18 protein-coding genes are annotated in these 17,218 nt (G+C 72.9%); 10 read left to right on the top strand and 8 right to left on the bottom strand.

Annotated features, from left to right (window positions below):
- The first annotated feature begins 264 nt into the window (after positions 1–264).
- From K7C98_RS35395 to K7C98_RS35380, 4 genes are all read left to right on the top strand, one after another.
- Complete coding sequence (locus tag K7C98_RS35395) at positions 265–3,042, top strand: serine/threonine-protein kinase (RefSeq protein ID WP_224196284.1); 2,778 nt, start codon at positions 265–267, stop codon at positions 3,040–3,042.
- Positions 3,043–3,104: 62 nt separating this feature from the next.
- Positions 3,105–3,584 (top strand): hypothetical protein, encoded by a 480-nt coding sequence (locus tag K7C98_RS35390; protein ID WP_224196283.1) that lies wholly within the window; start codon positions 3,105–3,107, stop codon positions 3,582–3,584.
- A 77-nt stretch (positions 3,585–3,661) separates the two neighbouring features.
- The gene (locus K7C98_RS35385; protein WP_224196282.1) at positions 3,662–4,168 is read left to right on the top strand and encodes an SRPBCC family protein; all 507 of its coding nucleotides are present in this window, start codon (positions 3,662–3,664) and stop codon (positions 4,166–4,168) included.
- 567 nt (positions 4,169–4,735) lie between these two features.
- Positions 4,736–5,314: a hypothetical protein gene (locus tag K7C98_RS35380; protein WP_224196281.1), complete on the top strand. Its 579-nt coding sequence runs from the start codon at positions 4,736–4,738 to the stop codon at positions 5,312–5,314.
- A 102-nt stretch (positions 5,315–5,416) separates the two neighbouring features.
- On the opposite strand, the gene K7C98_RS35375 is transcribed toward K7C98_RS35380, so the two are convergent.
- The 3 genes from K7C98_RS35375 to K7C98_RS35365 are packed head-to-tail and all read right to left on the bottom strand — an operon-like array spanning position 5,417 to position 7,186.
- Complete coding sequence (locus tag K7C98_RS35375; protein ID WP_224196280.1) at positions 5,417–5,776, bottom strand: toll/interleukin-1 receptor domain-containing protein; 360 nt, start codon at positions 5,774–5,776, stop codon at positions 5,417–5,419.
- Positions 5,769–6,242, bottom strand: coding sequence for a hypothetical protein (locus K7C98_RS35370; protein ID WP_224196279.1), 474 nt, complete (start codon positions 6,240–6,242; stop codon positions 5,769–5,771). The genes K7C98_RS35375 and K7C98_RS35370 overlap by 8 nt, the downstream gene beginning before the upstream one ends.
- A complete protein-coding gene (locus K7C98_RS35365) occupies positions 6,239–7,186 on the bottom strand; it encodes a S1 family peptidase (protein ID WP_224196278.1) in 948 nt (315 codons plus the stop codon). Before K7C98_RS35365 ends, K7C98_RS35370 begins: the two co-directional genes overlap by 4 nt.
- A gap of 118 nt (positions 7,187–7,304) precedes the next feature.
- Between K7C98_RS35365 and K7C98_RS35360 the strand changes: the two genes are divergently transcribed.
- The 4 genes from K7C98_RS35360 (at position 7,305) to K7C98_RS35345 (ending at position 11,078) form a co-directional block, all read left to right on the top strand.
- On the top strand, positions 7,305–7,793 hold the full coding sequence (locus tag K7C98_RS35360; RefSeq protein WP_224196277.1) for a redoxin domain-containing protein: 489 nt from the start codon (positions 7,305–7,307) through the stop codon (positions 7,791–7,793).
- A 213-nt stretch (positions 7,794–8,006) separates the two neighbouring features.
- Positions 8,007–8,189 (top strand): hypothetical protein, encoded by a 183-nt coding sequence (locus K7C98_RS35355; RefSeq protein WP_224196276.1) that lies wholly within the window; start codon positions 8,007–8,009, stop codon positions 8,187–8,189.
- 275 nt (positions 8,190–8,464) lie between these two features.
- Positions 8,465–10,033 carry a hypothetical protein gene (locus K7C98_RS44515; protein ID WP_276572749.1) on the top strand — a complete coding sequence of 523 codons (1,569 nt, stop codon included), beginning with the start codon at positions 8,465–8,467 and terminating at the stop codon, positions 10,031–10,033.
- A gap of 25 nt (positions 10,034–10,058) precedes the next feature.
- Positions 10,059–11,078, top strand: coding sequence for a bestrophin family protein (locus K7C98_RS35345; protein WP_224196275.1), 1,020 nt, complete (start codon positions 10,059–10,061; stop codon positions 11,076–11,078).
- A gap of 39 nt (positions 11,079–11,117) precedes the next feature.
- Here the strand turns inward: K7C98_RS35345 and K7C98_RS35340 are convergent, their stop codons facing one another.
- Both K7C98_RS35340 and K7C98_RS35335 read right to left on the bottom strand, forming a co-directional pair.
- Positions 11,118–11,537 carry a hypothetical protein gene (locus K7C98_RS35340; protein ID WP_224196274.1) on the bottom strand — a complete coding sequence of 140 codons (420 nt, stop codon included), beginning with the start codon at positions 11,535–11,537 and terminating at the stop codon, positions 11,118–11,120.
- 383 nt (positions 11,538–11,920) lie between these two features.
- Positions 11,921–12,973, bottom strand: coding sequence for a hypothetical protein (locus K7C98_RS35335; protein ID WP_224196273.1), 1,053 nt, complete (start codon positions 12,971–12,973; stop codon positions 11,921–11,923).
- Positions 12,974–13,239: 266 nt separating this feature from the next.
- On the opposite strand from K7C98_RS35335, the gene K7C98_RS35330 reads away from it, so the two are divergent.
- Complete coding sequence (locus K7C98_RS35330; protein ID WP_224196272.1) at positions 13,240–13,392, top strand: DUF1328 domain-containing protein; 153 nt, start codon at positions 13,240–13,242, stop codon at positions 13,390–13,392.
- A gap of 154 nt (positions 13,393–13,546) precedes the next feature.
- Here K7C98_RS35330 and K7C98_RS35325 read toward each other — a convergent pair whose 3' ends face one another.
- Both K7C98_RS35325 and K7C98_RS35320 read right to left on the bottom strand, forming a co-directional pair.
- Complete coding sequence (locus K7C98_RS35325) at positions 13,547–14,014, bottom strand: carboxymuconolactone decarboxylase family protein (RefSeq protein ID WP_224196271.1); 468 nt, start codon at positions 14,012–14,014, stop codon at positions 13,547–13,549.
- 4 nt (positions 14,015–14,018) lie between these two features.
- Positions 14,019–15,722: a glutamine--tRNA ligase/YqeY domain fusion protein gene (locus tag K7C98_RS35320; RefSeq protein ID WP_224196270.1), complete on the bottom strand. Its 1,704-nt coding sequence runs from the start codon at positions 15,720–15,722 to the stop codon at positions 14,019–14,021.
- Positions 15,723–15,850: 128 nt separating this feature from the next.
- Between K7C98_RS35320 and K7C98_RS35315 the strand changes: the two genes are divergently transcribed.
- Positions 15,851–16,456 carry a hypothetical protein gene (locus tag K7C98_RS35315; protein ID WP_224196269.1) on the top strand — a complete coding sequence of 202 codons (606 nt, stop codon included), beginning with the start codon at positions 15,851–15,853 and terminating at the stop codon, positions 16,454–16,456.
- Positions 16,457–16,544: 88 nt separating this feature from the next.
- Here the strand turns inward: K7C98_RS35315 and K7C98_RS35310 are convergent, their stop codons facing one another.
- Positions 16,545–17,099 (bottom strand): hypothetical protein, encoded by a 555-nt coding sequence (locus K7C98_RS35310; protein ID WP_224196268.1) that lies wholly within the window; start codon positions 17,097–17,099, stop codon positions 16,545–16,547.
- Positions 17,100–17,218: the final 119 nt, after the last annotated feature.

Here is a 17,218-nt window from a genome sequence, read left to right as displayed (position 1 = left end):
CCCACGAGCCGACCTGCGCCTGCGTCTGCGAGCTCGCGCCGTGACTCGACCGCGACAGCCAGAGCGCGCACCTGTCCCTTCGGACAGCTCATCCCTGCGCGCCTCGAGCCTGTCCTTTCGGACAGCACCCCGACCCCCGCCGCGCCACCGCCGCCACCGCGCGGACCTCTTCGAGACCCCGCCGGCGAGCGATCGCGCCCCGTGCGCATAATCCCGTCGCGAGGTGGTGATCCGCCGGACCCCTCGCGGTCGCTCATGGTGGCCATGCCCGTCCAGCCCGGGATCGACGGCGACGCGAGCACGATCTGCGCCGACCTGCTGTCGCAGCCCTCGCGCCCCGACCCGACCAGCGTCAGCGCCGGCGAGTCGGCGCTCAGCACCGAGAGCGCGGGCGACGGCGTGGTCGGCGAGCGACGCGCGCGCGGACCCGCGACCGGCGACCAGATCGGCGACTTCACCCTGCTGCGCCACCTCGGCGAGGGCGGCATGGGCGTCGTGTTCGCCGCGTGGAGCCACAAGCTGGCCCGCCGGGTCGCCATCAAGATCCCGACCCGCAGCCTCGACGAGGTCGTCCGCGCCCGCATCATGCGCGAGGCCCAGAGCCTGGCCCAGGTCGACCACCCCAACGTCGTCCGCGTGTACGAGATCGGCGAGGAGGACCACAACCTCTTCATCGCCATGGAGCTGGTGGAGGGCGTCACCCTCCGCAAGTGGCAGGGCGCGGCGCCCCGCGGCTGGCGCGAGATCGTGCAGATGTACCTGCAGGCCGGCCAGGGCCTGGCGGCCGCGCACCACCAGGGCCTGATCCACCGCGACTTCAAGCCGAGCAACATCCTCGTCGACGGCGACGGCCGCGTGCGCCTGATCGACTTCGGCCTCGCGCGCATGCGCGACTCGAGCCGCGACATCGCGGCCACCGTCGACGGCGACGAGCCGTCCGGCCCCGAGTTCGTGCTCACCAGCCGCGCCGGCACCCCGCGCTACATGGCGCCCGAGCTGTACGACACCGGCGCGACCGTCGACGCGCGCAGCGACCAGTACTCGTTCTGCGTCGCGCTGTGGGAGGCCCTCCACGGCGAGCTGCCCGACTGGCGCCGCTCCGTCGCCTCGACCACCCCGACGCCGCCGTGGCTGCTGACCGCGCTGCGCCGCGGCCTCGCGCTCGACCGCCGCGACCGCTACCCCACCATGGACGCGCTGCTGGCCGAGCTCGCCGCCGGCCTGCTGCCGCGCCGCCGCCGGCCCCTCGCCGCCGTCGCCCTCGCCGCCGTGCTCGGCGCCGGGGCCGGCGCCGCGGTCCAGAGCAGCGAGGCCGGCTCCGCCTGCGCCGACCCGTCCGACCTCGCCGAGACGCTGTGGCCGGCCGAGCAGCGCGCGGCCCTGCGCGAAGCTGGCGCTTCGGGCATGTCCGTCGAGACATGGTTCTCCAAACAGGTCCTCGAGTGGGCCAGCGCGCGCACCGAGGCCTGCCGCGCCGGCGAGCGCTGGGACGAGGCCGCGCGCGCCGCCGCCGACCGCTGCCTCGACGAGCGCGAGCGGGCGCTGCGCGAGCTGGCCGGCCTGGTCGTCGCCGCGCCGGCGGCCACCGCGAAATGGGCGAGCCCCGGCGCGGACCTCGAGCCCGGCCGGCGCTGGGACGGTCGCCTCGCCCTGTGGGACCGCGCCCTCCCGCCCGCGGCCGACTGCGTCGACCCGCGCCGGCTGGCCTGGGCCGTCGACGCGCCTGACCATATCGACCTGTCCGAAATGACATGGCTCGAAGAGCAGCTTCAAACCGGCGCCGCGCTGGCGCTGGCCGGCGATCCCGCGGCCGCCGGCGCGCGCCTGCACCCGGCTCGCGCGCGCGCCGGGCTGCTCGGCGACCGCTGGCGTCAGGCCCGGGCCGACCTGTCGCTCGGCATCGCCGCGCTCGACGCCGGCGACGAGGCCGGGGCGCGCCGGCGCTTCGAGGCCGCGGCCCGCGACGCCGGCGCCGTCGGCGACGACTACCTGGTCGCCGACGCCTGGCGCTGGCTGGTCTACGTCGACGCCGCGCGCGACCCCGACCCCGGGCACGCGCTGCTGCTGCTGCCGCACGCCGAGAGCACGCTCCACCGGATCGGTCAGGCGAGCGGGGCTCGCATGGTCGACCTCCAGCTGTCGGCCGCGTGGGCCGAGCTGCGCCGCGGCGACCTCGACGCCGCCCACGCGCGCCTCGGCCGCGCCCTGCAGCACGGCGGCGACGTCGACGAGGCGCTGGCGGCCCGCGTCCTGCGCCACCACGCCGAGCAGGCCCACCGGCGCGGCCAGCAGCTACCCGCGATCGACCTCGCGCGCCAGGCCCTGAGCCTGCAGCTGCGTCGCGAGGGCCCCGACGCGGCGAGCGTCGCCGACACCCGCCAGAGCCTGGCCCGCTATCAGCTCGCCGCCGGCCAGTACGCCGAGGCCGAGGCCAACCTGCGCGCCGCCCTCGACGTCGCCGAGCGCGGCCCCGACGCGCGCGAACGAGCCACCCTCGAGCTCGACCTCGCCGTCGTCCACTACGCCCGCGGCGACCTCGAGACCGCCCGCGCCCGGGCCGAGCGGGCCGCGCTCGCCTTCGCCGCCGTCACCGACCCGCTCGCCGCCCGCGCCGACCGGATCGCCCTCGCCAAGCTCCGCGGCGACCTGTCCCTTGCGACAGATGATTTCACCGCCGCGCTGCGCAGCTACGAGGCCGGCCTCGCGCTCGTGGCCGCCGGCGAGCTCCTGCCCGACGTGCGCGACAACGCCGTCGCCATGCGCGTGGGCCTCGCCGCCGCGCGCCAGGGCCTGGGCGACCTGTCCGGCGCTCGCGCCGCGCTCCAGCAGGCGCAGGCCGACCTCGGCGCCGTCTCGGCCACCACCGCGGCCTACGCGTGGGCCACCGCCGCCGAGCTCGAACTCGTGCGCGGCGATCGACGCGAGGCCGAGGCTCACTGTCGCCGCGCGCTCGCGCTGGTCGGCCACGACGACGCGATCGCGCCGGAGTTGCGCCAGCTGCTGGCACGGATCCGAGCGTCCTCCACGGCCCGCAGAAAATAAGTCGCGACCGCGGCGGATCGGCATGATCCGATCGACCTCGTCGCGCCACCCATAGGGCGCCGATGTCGACCCGACTGACCTTCGTCCGCAGCACCCGCCCGCTGATCGCGTCGCTCGTCCCGGTGACCCTCCCCGAGGGCCTCCTGGCCGTGCGCTACACCACCAGCGGGACGGTCCCGGTGTTCGAGTGCGCCGGCCAGCGCGTCAGCGGCGGCCGCCTCAACCTGTCCCGAGAGACATGGATCGCCTGGATCGATCGCGGCATCGACCTGCTGGTCGAGCCCGGCGCCCCGAGCCCGGCGCGCACCGTCCGCGTGACCGCCACCAGCGGGCGCAGCCTGCTCACCACCGCCGGCGAGCCGACCCCGCTCGTCGCCACCGCGCGGCTCGGCGCCCGCCTCCTGTTCGATGGCGACGCCGGCATGAGCTTCAAGATCGCGCTCGACGGCCTCGGCGCCGTCGAGATCGACCTCTGCGACATCACCAGCGCGATCCGCCCCCCGCCGCCCAAGCTGCCGCCCGACGCGCCCAAGCCCAACTGAGGCGGCCGAGCTGCGGCGGACCTGTCTCAAGCGCCACGTCTTGACGGCCGCCCGCCGCGCGGCTATTGCCGATGGCGATGCCCCGCCGCGTCCTCCGCGTCGTCCTCTGGCTCCTCGGCGTCTGTGTCCTCGTCACGACCGGCGGCCTGTTCATGCCGCGCCAGCACATCGCCATGGAGTCGGTGGTCGTGCCGGCCGCGCCCGCGGTCGTCTACGCGGTCGTGCGCGACGTCGAGTCGGCGCCGTCGTGGCGCTCCGACCTCGATCGCGTCGAGCTCCTGCCCGAGAAGAACGAGCACCGGGTCTACCGCGAGATCGGCGACGACGGCGTGAACACCTTCGAGATCACCGAGGACCTCCCGAACGAGCGCCTCGTCACCGAGCTCGCCGACCCCGGCCGCGCCTTCTCCGGCCGCTGGGTGTTCCAGTTCGCCCCCGCCGAGGGCGGCACCCTCGTCACCCTCACCGAGGTCGGCGACGTGCCCAACCCCGCGCTGCGCTTCCTCGCCGGCACGATCTTCGGCTTCGAGGGCTCCATCCGCCGCTACCTCGGCGACCTCCAGACCCACCTGAGCAAGGCCTGACGGCCCGCCCCGAACTCCGCCGCGCGAGCGTTCGCGGCTCGAGCGGTCCCACGGGCAGTTCGACCGCGACAGCGCGTCGGACCGATGAACCGCCGCTCGACGCGCGCCCGTCGCGAGGACGAGCCACCGTCGAGAGGCGACGCCATATCGCCGTGCCGCCGACGACCTGCGACCTCGACTCCTGCGCCAGCGGAGTGCACGTCCCACCCCGCGAGCGGCGCTGTGACAGCGGGCAGGTGTCGCCGGCGCGGCCGGGTTCAGCGCCATCGCTGCGAGCGCCGCGCCGGGCTGAATCGTCGCGGGCGGCTCCAAAAGTCGGCGAGCGGCCCGCCCGCCAGAATGGGACATCGAATGCCACCTCGCATACCGAGGCACATGTATACGCATTACGTCTTCGTCGGCCGCCGCGCACGTCGCCCTGTATTTCGCCCGTATCCCCGCGAACAGCCGCTGGTCGCCGCAATCGCCGGGCTTCGCGGGGAGACTTGGGGGACCGCACGATTGCCCGCCGCGATTCCACCTCATGTTGAGGCCCGGGAGATTACTCTAACCATGCGCCTTTCTCATATGTTGACATCGTCACTGTTCGTCGCCTGCTCCTTCATCGCGCCGGTCGCCACGGCACACGCGTCGGGGGGCTGGTGCGGCTGGGGCAAGTGCGACTTCGGAGGTCTCGGAGGTCAGGGCGGGCACAAATGCAAGGACATCAAGGTCGAAGACCTCGAGTTTCGCGACCTCGGGACGCGTTTGCGGGCCACCGGCGAGCTCAAGTGCCTCGACGGGAACAGGGACGTCGAGATCACGCTCCGGGCGGAGGGCGAGCTCGAGGTCAGCTGCGAGAACCCGGGCGGGAACAAGCCCAAGCCCCACCAGAAGCAATCGCGGGTGAAGGTCGAAGGCGAGGAGACCATCCCCGCCGAGGACATCGAGAAGCGATCCGCGGATTTCACGGTCAAGACCGACGCCATCGGTCCCAAGCACAAGTGTCCCAACGCCAACTGGAAGCAGGAGGCCGACATCAGCTTCGAGAGGGCGACGCTGGTGATCGAGCAGGGCCGGGAGAAGGTCGTGATTCAATGCACCTTCGACGGCGGGACCTCGGACGGCAGGATCACCGACTTCGACTGCGAGGAGAAGAAGCACTGACGCGTCGCGCCGCCGCTCGCGCCGCCCCATCCGGCGCGTGACGCGACCGTCCATCGTCACACCGGGCCGAATGCCGCCTCGCTGCCGGCATTCGGCCCGGCGTCACGGTGCGGTGATTCGTGAGCGGAAGGGCCGCTCGCACGCCGCGACCGCGGCGACCGTCCCCGGCAGCACCACCTGCTCGATCGGCACCCCGAGCCGGCGCGCCGTCGCCAGCTCGAGCCGCACCCACGGCGACAGCCGGCTGTGCGGCGTCGCCACGTAGATCACCCGGTCGGCCGAGCGCAGCCAGTCGGCGATCGTGCGCTGCGCCGACGTCGACCACCGCTGCGGATAGTCGAGGAACACGAACTCGTCGCTGGCGCGCAGCCGCTCGAGGTGGGCGCGCGACAGCGGCAGGTCGCGGACCGCGTAGCTGATGAACGTACGCCGGCGGTCGAACCGGCGGAGCGCGTCAGGCATGGTGCGTGAGCGCCAGGGCGACGAGCACGGCCACGCCGAGGTAGAAATAGAACAGCTGCGAGGTGTTGAGCAGGCTCGACAGCACGGAGTTGACGGCGTCCTTCTCGAGCCCGAGCGGCGACACCGAGCTGCCGAGGCCGCGGGCCAGGCGGGCCCGGCCGAGCGCCGCCGCGATCCCGCGCCGGGTCTTGCGCTGGTAGTAGAAGTTCTGCGCGTCGGCCAGCCAGAAGAACACCAAAAGCCCCAGGGCCAGCACCGCGCACTCGACGAAGCGCAGGTCCTTGTCGGCCAGCCAGACCAGCAGCACCGCGCACAGCGCCACGCACAGCTTCTTCAGCTCGAGGCACTTGCTGGCGAACTGCAGCGTCGCCGCGTGCAGTTGGTCGACCTCTTTCCAGGCGACTTGCTCCTCGAATCGCCGCCGCTCGGCGGCATTCTCCACGGCGCGGGACGGCTCGGGCTTCATCGGGGCGAGGACCGAGTCTGCCGGCGCCGGCGGGCGAACACCAGCAGCGGCAGCGCCCACGCCAGCGACGCGCGCTCGTGCGAGATCGCGCAACCCGAGTCGGGCTCGGCCATGACCACGCAGTCGCCGTCGGGGCAGTCGCCGGGCAGCAGGTCGGCACCTGTCTCTTCGCGCAGCCAGGTGAGGATCGGGTACGGCACGCCGTAGACGCTGTCGCCGGTGCCGCACGGGCGAACCCCGCGCGAGGTCACGCCCGCCAGGCGGTACTCGCCGCTGGCGAGGCGGACGAACGCCGGCCCGCCGGAGTCGCCGCCGCACGCGTCCTGGCCCTCGCCGCCGGCCCGGAACTCGCGCCGGCTCTTGCTGAACGAGTCGATCGGCGTCGTCATGATGCGCTTGTGGCCGACGTCGTCGGTGGTCTGCAGCGCGTCGCTCTCGCCGTCGCGGACGGTCCCGAAGCCGACGACGTGGATCTCGGCGCCGACGTGCATCGTCTCGTCCCACTCGTCCTGGGTCGTCAGCGGCGGCACCACGTCGATGCCGTGGGCATCCTGCGCCAGGATCACGTAGCCGAAGTCGTACGCGTCGGCCTTGCAGTTCTCGACGCAGGCGGTCGGGTACACGCCGTAGCGCTCGACCGTGGCCACGCGCGTCTGGTCCTTGGTGTAGATCGAGTCGCCGAACACGACGCGCATGACCGCGAGGTCGGGCTCGTGCGACAGGCAGTGGGCGGCCGTCAACACCACCCGCGGGGCCACCAGCGTGCCGGTGCACAGGCTCGCGGTCGACTTCGACTCCTGGCTGAGGATCGCCACCACCGAGGTCCACTCGCTGGCCTTGACCTCCTCGCCGCCGACGATCGGCACCGGCCGCGGCGCCCCCGCGCCGAGCGGCAGTCCGCACAGGACGGAGAGCAGCAGCGTCGCGGTCCCGGGAGCGAGCATCGGCGCCAGCATATCACTGCAACATCGTCCGTGCCCGCGCGGCGACGTCCGGGTTCTAAAGGCCCCTTGCGGGCGGCCGCGCCCGCGGGTACTAGGCCTTCACTCCAAGGAGCGTCCCATGACCGTCGCACTCGGCAGCCCCGCCCCCAACTTCGACCTCTTCGACAACGCCCGCCAGCGCGTCAGCCTCGACGCCCAGCGCGGCAAGACCGTCGTCCTCGCCTTCTTCCCCGCCGCCTTCACCGCCGTCTGCGAGAAGGAGCTGTGCTCCTTCCGCGACTCGCTGAGCGCCCTCAACGACCTCAACGCCGCCGTGTTCGGCGTCTCGGTCGACGCTCCGTTCGCCAACAAGGCGTTCGCCGACAAGAACGGCCTCAACTTCCCGCTGCTGTCCGACTACGCCCGCGAGGCCGTGCGCGCCTACGGCGTGGCCCACGACGACTTCGCCGGCCTGCCCGGCTACACCGCCGCCAAGCGCTCGGTGTTCGTGATCGACCCCGAGGGCGTGGTCCGCTACGCGTGGGTCGCCCCGAACCCCGGCGTCGAGCCCAACTACGACGAGGTCAAGGCCGCCGTCACCAAGATCGGCGCCGCCGCGGCCTCCTGAGCCGCGCCCCCGCGGAGCGCCGCGACGCAGCCCCGGCTGCGGCGGCGCTCCTGTCACATGTCGCTTCCGACATGTCCCTGAGACCCTGACTCTTCGGACACCCCATTCCGGGTCGAGCCGACGTGAGAGTCGGCCCGACCCGCGTGCGCGCACGCGCGCCAGCACACGCGGCGCCCGCGCCAGCGGACCCGCCGCCGGGCGTAAAGTGCCGGAATGAGCGCTCGACCCGCCGCCGCCCGGCCGCGTGGCTCCCGGCAGTCGCCGTGGCGGCCGGCCTGCTTCCGCGACGGCGGCGACCGCCCGCGGTTCGACACCGCAACCGGCGTCGCCGCCGCCCGCCGCATCGAGGACGACCATGTCCTCGGGAACATGTCCCACGTGCAATGTTCTTTATGACATTGTTTAAAGAGCATGCCCCATCGAGCATGTTTTCGAGCACACAACCCGGCGCTCGCCCGCTCCGCGTCCGCCGCGACCCTGCGCGTGTAGACCTGCTCCGGGCCCCGATCGCCGACACTGTCCTCGGCGACATGTCTGAATCGACATGTCCACTCGAACGGAGCTCCCCCGACCGCCGCGCCGGGACCCGGGGTCCGGCGCGGCTGCGCGCCTCGCCCGCGCGAGCGGGGACACACGCGCGGGCGAGCGCGAGCCGGGGTACCATCGCGCCGATGTCGACGATCGCCGCCAGGACCGCAGCGTGCCTCGTCTTCGCCTGTACGGCCTGCTTCAGCGACGGCGGCCTGCACACGACCGGCGCCGGCATCACCACCACGTCCTCCACGACCGGCGACGGCCCGTTCCTCGACACCACCACGGGCGGTCCGACGACGACCACCACCACCGGCGGCGCGACGACCACGGCCGGGCCCGAGCCGGTCTGCGGCGACGGCGAGCTCGACCCGGGCGAGGCGTGCGACGACGGCAACGACGACGACAGCGACGCCTGCCTGACCGACTGCCGCGCGGCCAGCTGCGGCGACGGCGTCGTCCACGTCGGCGTCGAGGCCTGCGACGACGGCCCCGCCAATCACCCGAGCGAACCGACCGCCTGCCGCCCCGGCTGCATCAAGCCCGCGTGCGGCGACGGGGCGCTGTACGTCGGCCCGCTCGGCCCCCCGATCGTCCTCGCCACCGACGCCAGCGCGCAGCAGAGCGACGACAACCCGCGGGCGATCGGCGTCACCGCCGACGGCACCTTCAAGGTCGCCTGGCGGGTCAACGGGCTGTTCGACCGCATCGACGTCCAGACCGTCGCCGCCGACGGCAGCCTCGTCGACACGCCGCTCGACCTCGCCGACCCGCCGGCCCAGGTGATCCGCGACCCCGTGCTCGCCGTCGCCCCGGTCGGCGACCTCGCGCTCGCGTGGGAGGTCAACGGCAACAACAACGACGTCGTCGTCCGCGGCGTCGTCGCCGACGTCGGCCTCCCCGGCATCAACGGCGTCGTCCACGAGGGCCCGCTGCAGCAGTCGCCCGCGATCGCCCTCGACGATCAGGGCCGGCTCACCCTCGCCTTCGTCGGCGCCGTCTTCCCCGCGATGTATCACGTGCACGTGCGCCGGCTCGACAACTTCGACCCCGACTCGCCGCCCGAGTTCACGATCAGCGAGCACGAGGCCGGCATCCCGAGCGCGCCCACGGTCGCCCTCCTGCCCGACGGCGCCTTCGTCGTCGCCTGGGGCGACCCCGGTGGCGCCATCCTCTACCGCCGCTTCGCCGCCGACGCCACGCCGGGCCCGCTCGTCACCACCGCCCTGCGCACCGGCGGGCTCGCCCTCGCCGACAACAGGAGCCCGTGGAGCGGCCTCGCCGTCACGCCCGATCTCGGGGTCGTGATCGGCGGCGTCGGCGAGGACGGCCTCGTCGATCTCCAGACCTTCGACGCCGGCGATCTGCCGCAGCAGATCGTCGCCGTGTCGGAGGCCCCGCGGATGCACGCGCCCTTCGTCGACATCGGCAGCGACGCGTGGGGCAACCTCGCCGTCGCCTGGGCCGAGTGCGGCGACGCTGGCGAGCAGGCGGAGGACTGCAGCGGCGTCGCCTCCGACCTGCGCCTGCGGTGGTTCCGCGCCGACCTCACCCCGCACGCCGCCCCCGCTGCCGTCCACAGCGTCATGGTCGGCAGTCCGCCGGCGCTCGGCCTGGCCATGGCGGCCGACGGCGTCACCGGCGTCACCTACGTCGCCGGCGGCGACGTCCTCGTGCGCGTCGCCGGGCTCGCCTGTCCGGCCCCGTGATACCGTCGCCGCCTCCACGCCGTCGATGCACGCGGGCCGCCACTATCCCCTCAAGCACGTCATCCGGTGGACCCGGCGCGAGACCGCGGCCTTCGCCGTCATCGCCGCCGCCCCGACCGTCCTCTACGCCCTGTACGGCTGCACCTGGCTGACCGTCCCCTGGCTGCCGATCGCCCTCATCGGCACCGCCGTCGCCTTCATCACCGGCTTCAAGAACAACGCCTCCTACGCGCGCCTGTGGGAGGCGCGGCAGATCTGGGGCGGCATCGTCAACACCAGCCGCTCGTTCGGCGTCATGGCCTGTGATTACCTGCTCGAAGAGCCAGGACACTCCGGGCCCGCGCCCGACCTCCAGGCCGCGCGTGACGGCCTGATCGCGCGGCACATCGCCTGGCTGACCGCGCTGCGTTTCCAGCTGCGGGAGCCGCGGGCGTGGGAGAACATGGGCCTGCGCCACAACGTGGAGTACCGGCGCCACTACCAGATCCCCGAGCGCGACAGCGACTACCTCGGCATCGAGCTCGGCAAGCTGCTGACCGCCGCCGACTGCGCCGCGATCCTCGGGTCCACCAACCCGGCGGCGCAGCTGCTCGCCCAGCAGTCGCACGCGATCCGGGGCCTGCGCGAGCGCGGCCTGCTGTCCGACTACCGCCACGTCGACCTGACGCGCGTGCTCGTCGAGCTCTACGAGCACCAGGGCAAGTGCGAGCGGCTCAAGAACTTCCCCTACCCGCGGCAGTTCGCCACCTTGAACCTGCTGTTCGTGTGGCTGTTCATCGTCCTGGTCCCGCTCGGCCTGTTGCAGGAGTTCCAGAAGCTCGGCGACGGGTTCGTGTGGTGCACGATCCCGGCCAGCGTCGTGGTCGCCTGGGTGTTCCACACCATGGACAAGATCGGCGAGAGCTCGGAGAACCCGTTCGAGGGCGGGCCCAACGACGTGCCGATCACCGCGATCGCCCGCGCCATCGAGATCGACCTGCGCGAGATGCTGGGCCACCCGGACGTCCCCCCGCCGCTGCAGCCGCGCGGCGACATCCTGATGTGATCGTGCGAGACATGTCCCGCGGGACATATCACGGCAGCGTCACGTCAGCAGGTCGGGGTCGTCGGGGTCGAGGCGGGCGGCGATGGCGGCGGCGCGCGACGACTCGCGGGGCAGCTCGAACACCATCACCTGCTCGTCGGACAGCGCGATCGACCACACCAGGCGCTCGTCGCCGGAGTAGCGGCGCAGCAGCTCGTCGGGGTCGCGGCTGGCCAGCGCGTCGTCGAAGTTCGGCCCGGTCGCCAGCGCCAGGCGCTCGCGCACGTAGTCGTGCACGCTGGCGAAGGTGCCCCGGTAGCCGCGCTCGGCGGCGTCGAGCAGGCGGGCGTCGGTGGTCCCGAGCGCCAGCGCCAGCCGCTCGCGGAAGTCGACCGGCGCGTCCATCGGCGGCGCCTTCACGACCTCGACGTCGATCGGCACCTCGAGCTCGCTGTCGGTCTGCGCCAACCGGCTCAGCACGATCGGCGCCGACGGGGTGCGGTCGCGTCGCGGTCGTGGTTGTCGTTCCATCGGTTCCATCGGGCTCCTGTCTCCGGCCGCGGCGCGAGTGACCCGCGCGACTGCATGTCCTTGCAATGATCCATTTCCCCGAGCGAGCAATCGGTAAACAGCTCTCGACCGGCGAAATGAACCGAGGATCACCGCGCGCGTTCCCGCGCGTTCGCCCCGGAACGACGCTCTCCGCGGCCCTGACGGCCTGTGCGGATTGCGCAGTCGGACGCGCCGCTGTGACGAATCCCGCGCCGCTCGCCCGCTGCGAATACCCGGGAGCACAGGTCACGCCACCGAGTTGCGGCAAATCGTGGAACTCGGTGCGACCTGCGTTCCCCGCCGCGTGCACCTCACAATCGTCGGCGCGGGCGATCGCCGCGCAGCCGCGGCCGGTCGGCCCGTCGGGCCAGCTCGGCCATGTACCCGCGATCGTCCAGGTCCGGCACGCGGGTGCGGATCTGCGACAGCAGCTCCTCGACGTCGGGCTTGTCACAGCCGCGGTGGAGCTCGTCGACCAGGCTGAGCAGAAGTCGCTCGCTGCGGGCCCGGTCGGCCTCGATGCGGCGGCGCAGCACCGTCGCGCGGACCACCAGGCCGATCACGATCGCCAGCGCCAGGCCCAGCACCCACGCGATCACCTGGCTGATCTGGACGCCCTTGTGCAGCGTGTGGTCGAGGCGGCTCCACAGGCTCTCCTCGAGCTGGCCCAGGTCGCGCTTCACCTGCAGCTCTTCCAGCGCGTCGGCGGCGCCGAGGACCAGCTGACGACTCGCCTCGCGCGAGACGATGCCGACCACCGGCACCAGCTCGTCGCGCACCGCCTCGCGCAGGGCCGGCGCCAGGTCGGCGCGGACCAGGTGCGCCAGCCCGGGGCCGAGGTCCTCCTCGAGCACCGAGCGCAGCGCCGGGCCGAGGTCCTGCTTGAGGCCCTGCCCCGCCGACTGCGTGAGCGCGGTGACCGTCGTGCGCGTGAGCTGGTCGACCAGCGCGCTGGCCTGTTGCCGCGTCTTCGGGGCCAGCGCGGTGTCGAGGGTCTGGCGCACCGTCGCCGCCAGCGCCGGGCTGATGTCCTCGCGCAGGCTGGTGCCCGCCGCCTTGGCGACCGCGCCGAGGTAGCGGCTCGTCGCCTCGCGCAGCGCGGCCTGGCGCTCCGCGTCCGTCAGCCCGTCGAGCGCCCCTTCGACCAGCGACGCGGTCAGCTCGCGACTGGCCGCCTGGATCTGCGGGTCGGCGAGGAGCCGCTGGATCCGCGCCTGCGACTGCGGGTCCTCGAGGAAGCCCACGCTCTCGTCGAGCGTCGCCGGCACCGCCTTGCGCACGACCCCCTCGGCGGTGATGCACGCGAGTTCGCCGGTGGCGAGGAGAGCGATGAGGGTGGCAACGCGGAGGTCGGGTCGTCGCATGCGAGAGCCATGGCGAGCCGTCGCCGCGGCGGCCAGCGCGGCGTTCGTCGCACGTCCCGACCGGCTCGCCTGAAACCTTGGAGATCGCCGGCATCGGCGGCCTGCGGCGGCGATCCGCGGGCCCTCGATCTCGCGTGCTTCTGTGGCCGCTCGAGCGCGTCGCGGCGGAGGACGCGCGGACCCGTTTCGCTCGCGGCTTGACTCTGCCCCCGCGTCGATCACGGTTGCCACGGGGGCCGCGAGGCTCCCGGGAATGGAGGTCCACCGTGCTTTACTGGTCCATCGTGTTCTTCATCGTCGCCCTCGTCGCCGCCATCTTCGGCTTCGGCGGCCTCGCGGCCGACAGCGCCTACATCGCCAAGATCCTCGCCTTCATCGGCCTGATCCTCGCCGTCGTCACCTTCGTGATGCGGCGCTGACGGGCCGCGCGCCGGTCCTGAGCCGTCCCAAGGGACAGTCGACGGCGCGCCGGGCGACAGCGGCGGCGCGAGCCGTGGCCCTCGACCCCGGGCCCGGCGCGCGCCGCCTTCCTTTTCAATCAAATGTCGCCGAGGACATGTCCTCGGCGACAGCTCACTTCTCCGGCCCGACCGGGTAGCGGCTGGCGATGGCGACGCGGTTCCAGACGTTGATCTGGATCGCCAGCCACTCGACCGCCGCGATCTCGTCGGTCGACAGCAGCTCGGCGGCCTCGGCGTAGACGGTCTCGGGGATCTGGTCGTGCGCGACCAGGGTGACCGCCTCGACCAGCTGGAGCGCCGCGCGCTCCTTGTCGCTGAAGTACTGCGTCTCGCGCCAGGCCGGCAGCACGCTGACGCGGTCGCTCGACTCGCCGGCGGCCAGGGCGTCGCGGGTGTGCATGCGCAGGCAGAACGCGCAGCCGTTGATCTGCGACGCGCGCAGGCGGAGCAGGTGGGAGAAGCCCTCGGCGATGCCGGCCGCCTTGGCGCGCTGGACCACCTGGCCGTCGAGGGCCATGACCGCGCGGTACAGCTCCGGCGCGGCCTTGCCGAGGTTGACGCGGGTGTCGTCGTGGCTCATCGAACTATCCTCCCTTGGCCTCGAGCTTGGCCCACGAGTCGCGCATGCCGATCGTGCGGTTGACGACCAGGCGGTCCTCGGTGCTGTCGCGGTCGACGCAGAAGTAGGCCAGGCGCTCGAACTGCACGCGGGTGCCGGTGGGCGCGCCGGCGAGGCTGGGCTCGACGCGCGCGTCGGCGACGACGGTGAGCGAGTTGGGGTTGAGGTTGTCGAGGAACGTCTTGCCCTCGGGCGCCTCGTTGGGCTCCTCGACGTTGAACAGGCGGTCGTACAGGCGCGCCTCGACCGGCAGCGCGTGCGCGGCCGAGACCCAGTGGATCGTGCCCTTGACCTTGCGTGCGGCCCCGGGCTGGCCCGGACGCGACGCCATGTCGAGCGAGCAGCGCAGCTCGATGACCTCGCCGGCCTCGTCCTTCACCACCTCGTCGCAGCGGACGATGCCGACGTGGCGCAGCCGCACCTCGGCCCCCGGGCTCAGGCGGAACCAGCCCTTGACCGCCTGCTCCTTGAAGTCCTCGCGCTCGATCAGCAGCTCGCGGCCGAGCGGCACCGGCCGGGTCCCGCGCGCCGGGTCGTCGGCGAAGTACGGCGCGTCGAGCCACTCGACCTGGCCCGCGGGCCAGTTGGTGAGCGTCAGCTTGAGCGGCTGCAGCACCCCCATCACCCGCGGGCTGGTGGCGTTGAGGTGCTCGCGGACCGCGTGCTCGAGCAGCGACACGTCGACCATGCCGTTGCGCTTCGACACGCCGACGCGCTCGCACAGCGCGCGGATCGACTCGGGCGTGTAGCCGCGGCGGCGCATCCCGGCCAGCGTCGGCATGCGCGGGTCGTCCCAGCCCGACACCAGGCCGAGCTCGACCAGCTGCTTGAGCTTGCGCTTGCCGATGACCGTGAAGCTGAGGTTGAGCTTGGCGAACTCGATCTGCTCGGGGTCGCCGGGGACGTCGAGCTGGGCGAGGATCCAGTCGTACAGCGGGCGGTGGTCCTCGAACTCGAGCGTGCACAGCGAGTGGGTGATCCGCTCGAGCGCGTCGGAGATGCAGTGGGCGTAGTCGTACATCGGGTAGACGCACCACGCGTCGCCCGTGCGGTGGTGGTGCGCCTTCTTGATGCGGTAGATCGGCGGGTCGCGCATGTTGATGTTGCCGTGCTCGACGTCGATCTTGGCGCGCAGCACGTGCTCGCCCTCCTCGAACTCGCCGGCGCGCATGCGGCGGAACAGGTCGAGGTTCTCCTCGACGCTGCGCTCGCGGTACGGGCTCGCGGTGCCCTTCTTGTAGAAGTTGCCGCGGTACGCCTTGATCTCCTCCGGCGTCAGGCTATCGACGAACGCCTTGCCGGCGCGGATCAGCGCCTCCGCGTAGTCGTACAGCTGCTGGAAGTAGTCCGAGGCGAAGTACTTGTGGTCGCCCCAGTCGAACCCGAGCCAGCGGATGTCCTCCTGGATCGCCTCGACGAACTCGACGTCTTCGGTGACCGGGTTGGTGTCGTCGAAGCGCAGGTGGCAGCGGCCGCCGAACTCGGCGGCCATGCCGAAGTTGAGGCAGATCGACTTGGCGTGGCCGATGTGGAGGTAGCCGTTGGGCTCGGGCGGGAAGCGGGTGAACACGCGGCCGTCGCGCCGGCCCTGCGCGACGTCCTGCTGGATCCGCTCGCGGATGAAGTTCGAGGGTCCCTCGTCGGCGGGCGGCTTGATCTCAGTGGACATGGCGGCCAGATCCGTACTCCAGGTGGCCCCGCAGGGTCAAACGGGGGCGCGTGGCGGCTTCGGGCGTGAAACTTGCCCGCCCGGGACGCCCGTGAAAAAGTCCGCGGATGAGCCCCCGAGGCCCCCGCTTGACCGTCGTTCGGGACTTCCTCGCCCGGCACGCCTACATCGCGCTGGCGGGCGGGGCGCTGCTCGTGCTCACCCGCACCGTCGACTTCGCGCCGCCCCCGCTGGTCCGCGCCGACCCCTCGGCCCATGGCGGCTCCGCCGGGCCGGTCCCGGTGCAAGAGTTCTCGCCGGACCTGCACCACCCGCAGGTCATGCAGCTGCGCCTGGTCCTGCGCCGCTACGACGACCCCGCCCTGCCGGTGACCGCCGACGACCACGCCCTCGACGACCGCGGCGACGTGCTGTCGTCGCCGCTCGTCACCGCCGTCGTCGGCACCGAGGCCGCCGTCGACCAGAACGTCAAGCTCGAGGGCGGCGACCTCCAGCTGCGCCTCGCCCTGCGCGCGACCCCGCGGCTGTCCACGGGCGGCGCGACCACGCTCGAGCACACGCTCGAGGTCCACAGCCAGCGCGACGGCTGGATCGGCCGCCGCGAGCGCCCGGTCGTGATCGCCGGCGGCGTCCTCGGCGAGCTCACGAGCCGCGGCCAGCGCTGGGTGTTCGCCGTCGACGACCACCTGTTCAGCCTCGACCTCGAGGCCGTGCGCCCGCCCGGCCCGGTCTGAGCGGACGTCGGCCCGGGTTGCCCGTCTTGCCTCACGAGCATGTCCTATGGCACATGCTCTGGAGGACATGCTGTCCTGAACATGTCCTTCAGCGCCGGTACGGATCGTTCACGCGGCTCAGCAGCGTCGCCTCGAACGCCCGCAGCGCGATCATCGTCCGCCGCAGCTCGACGAACACGCGCGCCAGGTCGGGCGCATCGGGATACAGCACCTCTTCCCACAGGTCGTCGCTGCGGTCGAACACGCCGGGCCGGAACAGGGCCGCGTAGAACGGCGCCGGCGACAGCCCGAGCCCGAGCAGGACCAGGCGGTCGCGCTCGTCGAGCCGGCGGAACAGCAGCAGCCACTCCCACAGCGTGCGGCGGGCCTCGCCGATCGCGCGGTCGTAGGCGTCGCAGCGGGCCCGGCGGCCCCACGGCGTCTCCGGGGCCAGCGGCGTGTCCCAGTAGGTCAGCGGGGTCGCCAGCGCGTGCCGGACCGCCCGCGCCTGGCGCACCAGCTCGCCGAGCCCCCGGCTCAGGTGCGCCGTGCTGGCCGCGTCGCCCTCTTCGCTGAGCGCCAGGAGCTCGCGCCGGTGGGCGTCTCGCTCGCGCTCCCGCGACCACCAGCGGGCCGCCGCCACGGCCGTGACCCCTGCGCCCACGGTGATCGCCCAGTACACTGCCGACAACTGTGGCCGACGCCGGCCCCCGGCTCAAGGTCCGCTGCAGCGGGCGCAGAACCGCCCGTAACATGTCCTCGGGGCCATGTACGTACATTGCG

This window comes from Nannocystis pusilla (genome assembly GCF_020073745.1).
Taxonomy (GTDB): Bacteria; Myxococcota_A; Polyangia; order Nannocystales; family Nannocystaceae; genus Nannocystis; species Nannocystis radixulma.
The sequence above is the reverse complement of the archived record's forward strand: the minus strand, read 5'-3'. Positions and strand labels throughout refer to the sequence as shown.

What these genes read in the sequence shown, in the direction of transcription:
- K7C98_RS35395 (WP_224196284.1), top strand. Translation starts at nt 265, where the DNA reads ATGCCCGTCCAGCCCGGGATCGACGGCGACGCGAGCACGATCTGCGCC.
- K7C98_RS35390 (WP_224196283.1), top strand. Translation starts at nt 3,105, where the DNA reads ATGTCGACCCGACTGACCTTCGTCCGCAGCACCCGCCCGCTGATCGCG.
- K7C98_RS35385 (WP_224196282.1), top strand. Translation starts at nt 3,662, where the DNA reads ATGCCCCGCCGCGTCCTCCGCGTCGTCCTCTGGCTCCTCGGCGTCTGT.
- K7C98_RS35380 (WP_224196281.1), top strand. Translation starts at nt 4,736, where the DNA reads ATGTTGACATCGTCACTGTTCGTCGCCTGCTCCTTCATCGCGCCGGTC.
- K7C98_RS35375 (WP_224196280.1), bottom strand. Translation starts at nt 5,776, where the DNA reads ATGCCTGACGCGCTCCGCCGGTTCGACCGCCGGCGTACGTTCATCAGC.
- K7C98_RS35370 (WP_224196279.1), bottom strand. Translation starts at nt 6,242, where the DNA reads ATGAAGCCCGAGCCGTCCCGCGCCGTGGAGAATGCCGCCGAGCGGCGG.
- K7C98_RS35365 (WP_224196278.1), bottom strand. Translation starts at nt 7,186, where the DNA reads ATGCTCGCTCCCGGGACCGCGACGCTGCTGCTCTCCGTCCTGTGCGGA.
- K7C98_RS35360 (WP_224196277.1), top strand. Translation starts at nt 7,305, where the DNA reads ATGACCGTCGCACTCGGCAGCCCCGCCCCCAACTTCGACCTCTTCGAC.
- K7C98_RS35355 (WP_224196276.1), top strand. Translation starts at nt 8,007, where the DNA reads ATGAGCGCTCGACCCGCCGCCGCCCGGCCGCGTGGCTCCCGGCAGTCG.
- K7C98_RS44515 (WP_276572749.1), top strand. Translation starts at nt 8,465, where the DNA reads ATGTCGACGATCGCCGCCAGGACCGCAGCGTGCCTCGTCTTCGCCTGT.
- K7C98_RS35345 (WP_224196275.1), top strand. Translation starts at nt 10,059, where the DNA reads ATGCACGCGGGCCGCCACTATCCCCTCAAGCACGTCATCCGGTGGACC.
- K7C98_RS35335 (WP_224196273.1), bottom strand. Translation starts at nt 12,973, where the DNA reads ATGCGACGACCCGACCTCCGCGTTGCCACCCTCATCGCTCTCCTCGCC.
- K7C98_RS35325 (WP_224196271.1), bottom strand. Translation starts at nt 14,014, where the DNA reads ATGAGCCACGACGACACCCGCGTCAACCTCGGCAAGGCCGCGCCGGAG.
- K7C98_RS35320 (WP_224196270.1), bottom strand. Translation starts at nt 15,722, where the DNA reads ATGTCCACTGAGATCAAGCCGCCCGCCGACGAGGGACCCTCGAACTTC.